General features: G+C 70.0%; 5 protein-coding genes. All 5 read left to right on the top strand.

Annotated features, from left to right (window positions below):
- The first annotated feature begins 16 nt into the window (after positions 1–16).
- Positions 17–781, top strand: a complete 765-nt coding sequence (locus tag V6M45_RS06195) for an electron transfer flavoprotein subunit beta/FixA family protein (protein ID WP_332654769.1) — start codon at positions 17–19, stop codon at positions 779–781.
- Positions 781–1710: an electron transfer flavoprotein subunit alpha/FixB family protein gene (locus tag V6M45_RS06190; RefSeq protein WP_332654768.1), complete on the top strand. Its 930-nt coding sequence runs from the start codon at positions 781–783 to the stop codon at positions 1708–1710. The genes V6M45_RS06195 and V6M45_RS06190 overlap by 1 nt, the downstream gene beginning before the upstream one ends.
- A gap of 20 nt (positions 1711–1730) precedes the next feature.
- Positions 1731–2018 (top strand): DUF167 domain-containing protein, encoded by a 288-nt coding sequence (locus V6M45_RS06185; RefSeq protein WP_332654767.1) that lies wholly within the window; start codon positions 1731–1733, stop codon positions 2016–2018.
- An 84-nt stretch (positions 2019–2102) separates the two neighbouring features.
- Positions 2103–3596, top strand: coding sequence for an amidohydrolase (locus tag V6M45_RS06180; protein WP_332654766.1), 1494 nt, complete (start codon positions 2103–2105; stop codon positions 3594–3596).
- Positions 3596–4948 carry an amidohydrolase family protein gene (locus V6M45_RS06175; RefSeq protein WP_332654764.1) on the top strand — a complete coding sequence of 451 codons (1353 nt, stop codon included), beginning with the start codon at positions 3596–3598 and terminating at the stop codon, positions 4946–4948. The genes V6M45_RS06180 and V6M45_RS06175 overlap by 1 nt, the downstream gene beginning before the upstream one ends.
- Positions 4949–5262 lie beyond the last annotated feature (314 nt).

Genomic DNA, 5262 nt, shown 5'->3' with positions numbered 1-5262 from the left:
TCTCATGGACAGCGCAATGAAGGTACTCGTCCCCGTCAAACGGGTGATCGACTATAACGTCAAGGCCCGCGTCAAGGCGGACCAGACCGGCGTCGATCTGGCCAACGTCAAGATGAGCATGAATCCGTTCGACGAAATCGCCGTCGAGGAAGCGGTTCGGCTCAAGGAAGGCAAGGAGCATCACGCGGCGGGCACGGCGACCGAGATCGTCGTCGTCTCCATCGGCGTGACCCAGGCCCAGGAGACCATCCGTACCGCCCTGGCCATGGGCGCGGACCGCGGCCTGCTGATCCAGTCCGACGCCGACCTCGAGCCCCTCGCCGTCGCCAAACTGCTCAAGGCCGTGGTCGACGAGGAGAAGCCTGACCTCGTCCTGATGGGCAAACAGTCGATCGACGGCGACAACAACGCCGTCGGCCAGATGCTCGCCGCCCTGCTCGACTGGCCCCAGGCGACCTTCGCCGGCAAGCTGGTGATCGCCGACGGCAAAGCGACCGTCACGCGGGAAGTCGACGGCGGTCTGCAGACCCTCGCCGCGACCCTCCCGGCCGTGGTCACCGTCGACCTGCGCCTCAACACCCCGCGCTACGCCTCCCTGCCCAACATCATGAAGGCCAAGAAGAAGGAGATCGCCATCAAGGCGGTCGCCAACTACGGCGTCGATACGGCGCCGCGCCTCAAGGTGCTCAAGGTCGCCGAGCCGCCCAAGCGCTCGGCCGGGGTCAAGGTGACCGACGCGGCCGATCTGGTCGCCAAACTCAAGACCGCGGGGGTCCTGTAATGGCCGTTCTCGTCATCGCCGACCGCGACGGGGATACCGTCCGCGACATCACCCACAAGACCGTCACCGCCGCCCTGAAGCTGTCGGGCGAGGTCGACATCCTCGTCATCGGCCAGGGCTCCAGGGCCGCCGCCGACGCCGCGGCGAAGATCGCCGGCGTGCGCAAGGTCCTGCTGGCCGAAAGCGCCGGCCTCGGCCACCAGCTGGCGGAGGCCGTCGAGGCGACCGTCGTCGGCCTCGCCGCCGGCTATGACGCCATCCTCTCGCCGGCCACCACCGACGGCAAGAATTTCATGCCCCGGATCGCCGCCAAGCTGGACGTCGCCCCGATCTCGGACATCATCGAGGTCGTCTCCAACGACACCTTCGTGCGCCCGATCTACGCCGGCAACGCCCTTGAGACGGTCCAGTCCTCCGACGGCAAGAAGGTCATCACCGTGCGCCCGACCGGCTTCGACGCGGCCGCCGAAGGCGGTTCCGCCTCCGTCGAGACCGTCGCGGGCGCCGACGCCGGCAAGACCGCCTTCGTCTCCGAAGAGATGGTCAAGTCGGACCGTCCGGAACTGGGCGCGGCGAAGATCGTCGTCTCCGGCGGCCGCGCCCTGGGCTCGGCCGAAGAGTTCCACGCCGTCATGGACCCGCTGGCCGACAAGCTGGGCGCCGCCGTGGGCGCCTCGCGCGCCGCCGTCGACGCCGGCTACGCCCCCAACGACTACCAGGTCGGCCAGACCGGCAAGGTCGTCGCCCCGGCCCTCTACATCGCCATCGGCATCTCGGGCGCCATCCAGCACCTCGCCGGGATGAAGGACTCCAAGATCATCGTCGCCATCAACAAGGACGCCGACGCCCCGATCTTCCAGGTCGCCGACTTCGGTTGGGTCGCGGACTACAAGACCGCCGTGCCGGAGCTGATGAAGGCGCTCGGCTAGGACGTCGCGCGGGGAGGGGCATGAGCAACGCCGCGCGCCTCCCCGTCCGCCTCACCCCCGGCGCCTCCGCCGACCGCATCGACGGCTGGGACGTCGATGCCGACGGCCGGCCCGTCCTCAAGGTCCGCGTCCGCGCCCGCCCGGTCGAGGGCGAGGCCAACACCGCCCTGATCAAACTGTTGGCCAAATCCCTGCGCGTGCCGAAATCCTCGGTCGCGCTCGACCGCGGCGGCCAGTCGCGCACCAAGATGATCTCCGTGGCGGATCTGTCCGATGAAGAGCTCCGGAGCCGCCTTACCGGTTTGTAATGTTTCCGGCCTTGTCGGGACGCCGCAGAGGCCCTTGTAATCCCCCCCTCGTTCTGCGCCGCCGGCGCATCAGGGGAGCGTCCGATGACCGTCAACCGCCCGCGGGGTCCCAGCCTCGCCGTCCTCGCCTGCGTGCTCGCGGGTTCTCTGGCCCTCTCGGCCTGCGCCACGACGGGCGGCGCCGACACGCCGTCATCGGACGACGCGTCCGACGAAGCGCGCGAGCCGCTCGCCCGCGGCCTCGACGCCGCCGCCAATCCCGATCCCTTCCCCTCGACCTATCGCGGCCTCCCGCGCGAGAACATGGCCATCGTCGGCGGGACGGTCTTCACCGGCGCCGGCCAGCGCATCGCTGACGGCGTGGTCATCGTCACCGACGGTCGCGTCGCCGCCGTCGGCGGGGCCTCGACCCCGATTCCGGCCGGCCACCGCACCGTCGACGCCCGCGGCCGTTTCGTCACCCCCGGCGTCATCGACACCCACAGCCACCTCGGCGTCTATCCCTCGCCCGGCGTCCAGGGCATGAGCGACGGCAACGAGGCCACCAACCCCAACACCGCCCAGGTCTGGGCTGAACACAGCCTGTGGCCCCAGGACCCCGGCTTCAACGCCGCCCGCGCCGGCGGCGTCACCACCCTCCAGATCCTGCCCGGCTCGGCCAATCTGTTCGGCGGCCGCGGCGTCACCGTGCGCAACATCCCCTCGGTGACGATGCAGGGTATGAAGATGCCGGGCGCCCCCTACGGCCTGAAGATGGCCTGCGGCGAGAACCCCAGCCGCGTCTACGGCGGCCGCAACAGCTCGCCGGCCACCGGCATGGGCAATGTCGCCGGCTACCGCGCCGCCTTCATCGCCGCCCGCGAATACAAGGCCAAATGGGACAAGTGGCGCGAGGACGGCGAGGGTTCGCCTCCGACCCGCAACCTCCAGCTGGAAACCCTCGCCGGCGTTCTCGACGGCTCGGTGCTGATCCAGAACCACTGCTACCGCGCCGACGAAATGGCCGTGATGATCGATGTGGCCAGGGAGTTCGGCTATAAAATCACCGCCTTCCACCACGCCGTCGAGGCCTACAAGGTCGCGCCCCTGCTGGCCCGCGAAGGCATCTGCGCCGACATGTGGACCGGCTGGTGGGGCTTCAAGATGGAAAGCCTCGACGGGGTCGAGGCCAACGCCGCCCTCGTCGACGCGCCGCCCGGATCCTGCGCCGTCATCCACTCCGACGACGCCGAACTGACCCAGCGCCTCAACCAGGAAGCCGCCGCCGCCCTCGCCGCCGGCCGCCGCATCGGTATGGACATCCCGGAAGAGCGCGCCATTTCGTGGATCACCCTCAACCCGGCACGGTCGCTCGGCATCGCCGACCAGACCGGTTCGCTCGAGGCCGGCAAGCGCGCCGACGTGGTGATCTGGAGCGCCAATCCGTTCAGCGTCTACGCCCGCGCCGATCAGGTCTTCATCGACGGCGGCCTCGCCTTCGATCGCTTCAATCCCGCCTACCAGCCGGTCTCTGATTATGAGCTCGGCCAGCCCGGCTATGGCGTCTCCGCCGCCGACGTGACCCAGGGAGCCCGCTGATGCGCCTCAGGACCCTCATCCTCGCCGCCGCCTCGGCGGCCGTCATCGCCTCGCCCGCCCTGGCCCAGGAACTCACCGCCATCACCGGCGGCCGGGTCCTGACCGGCACGTCAGTGATCGAGAATGGTGTCGTCGTCATCCAGAACGGCCGCGTCGTTTCGGTCGGGACCGGCGCCGCCCCCTCGGGCGCCCGCGTCATCGACGCCCGCGGCAAGGTGGTCACGCCCGGCTTCGTGGCGGTCGACTCCGGCCTCGGCGGTTCGGAAATCTCCTCCGTCGGCGGCTCCGACGACCTGACCAACGGCGCCAACACCATCAGCGCCTCGTTCGACGTCAGCTACGGCCTCGACCCGTGGTCCTTCACCCTGCCGGTGGCCCGCCTCGGCGGCATCACCCGCGCGATCGTCGTCCCCAGCCATCCGGGCGGCTCGGGCGGGCACAACCACCAGGACGACAGCGACTTCGCCGGCGTCGGCGACGGCGGCTTCCAGTCGCCCAGTCTGTTCGCCGGCCAGGCCGCGATCATCCACCTGGCCGAGGGAACCGACATCCTCGTCAAGCCGCGCGTGGCCATGGTCGCCCCGTTCGGCGAGGCCGGCGCTGGCGTCGCCGGCGGCGCGCGCGGGGCCCAGTTCACCCAGTTCAAGGAAACCCTGGCCGAGGTCCGCCTCTACGCCCGCAACAAGGCGGCCTACGACCGCGCCGGCCTCCGCGACCTGTCGCTGTCGCGCGCCGACCTCGAGGCCCTGATCCCGGTGGCCAATGGGACCATGCCGCTGATCGTCACCGTGCGCCGCGCCGCCGACATCCAGCAGGTGCTCCGTCTGGCGCGCGAGGAGGGGGTCAAGGTCATCCTCGACGGCGCCGAGGAGGGCTGGCTGGTCGCGAGCCAGATCGCCGCCGCCGACGTGCCCGTCCTGCTCAACCCGATCTCCAACCTGCCGGGCAATCTCGAGACCCGGGCGGCGCGGATGCAGAACGCCGCCGCCCTCGACGCGGCCGGGGTGACCATCGCCATCAAGGGCAATGAGGGCTCGGTCCATCGCGCCCGGGAGACCCGCTACAACGCCGGCAACGCCGTCTCGCACGGCCTGTCGTATGAGTCGGCGATCGAGGCGATCACGGTCAATCCCGCCCGCATCTTCGGCATGGCCGGCCAGTTCGGCGAGCTGCGCGCGGGCGCCGCGGCCGACGTGGTCGTCTGGTCCGGCGACCCGCTGGAGCCGCTCAGCAACGCCGAGACCATCTTCATCGGCGGCGCCGAACAGGCCCCGACCAGCCGCCAGTTCCTCCTCCGCGACCGCTATGCGGGCGGCGGCGAAGGCGCCATGCCCCCGGCCTACACGCGCTGAGAACGTCGTCTCCTCCCTGTTCGCGTAGCGAATGGGGAGGGACGGATCGCCTTCCTTCCTTTCGTCATCCCCCGGTCTGCGCGGCTTCGCCTCGCCGGAGGATGACGAAAGCGGGAATTGCTGCGCTGCAAGTTCATGCGCCGCCGTCCTTTCGTTTTCCGTCAACCTCCTGTTTCCGCCCAACATCCCTCCCGGGTCAGCGTCCTGAGCGCGCCATAGGAAGACCCCGGTCTAGACTCCTCCCATCCCGTCGACGGGGAGGGCGTCGGATCCACGTTCTCGATGACGGCGGGCTGTGGTCGAGCGATGAAGCC

Origin of the sequence: Brevundimonas sp., assembly GCF_036676055.1 — a bacterium.
Lineage (GTDB): Bacteria > Pseudomonadota > Alphaproteobacteria > Caulobacterales > Caulobacteraceae > Brevundimonas.
The sequence above is the reverse complement of the archived record's forward strand: the minus strand, read 5'-3'. Positions and strand labels throughout refer to the sequence as shown.

Excerpts from the sequence above, each read along its gene's own strand:
- V6M45_RS06195 (WP_332654769.1), top strand. The coding sequence starts at position 17 with ATGAAGGTACTCGTCCCCGTCAAACGGGTGATCGACTATAACGTCAAG.
- V6M45_RS06190 (WP_332654768.1), top strand. The coding sequence starts at position 781 with ATGGCCGTTCTCGTCATCGCCGACCGCGACGGGGATACCGTCCGCGAC.
- V6M45_RS06185 (WP_332654767.1), top strand. The coding sequence starts at position 1,731 with ATGAGCAACGCCGCGCGCCTCCCCGTCCGCCTCACCCCCGGCGCCTCC.
- V6M45_RS06180 (WP_332654766.1), top strand. The coding sequence starts at position 2,103 with ATGACCGTCAACCGCCCGCGGGGTCCCAGCCTCGCCGTCCTCGCCTGC.
- V6M45_RS06175 (WP_332654764.1), top strand. The coding sequence starts at position 3,596 with ATGCGCCTCAGGACCCTCATCCTCGCCGCCGCCTCGGCGGCCGTCATC.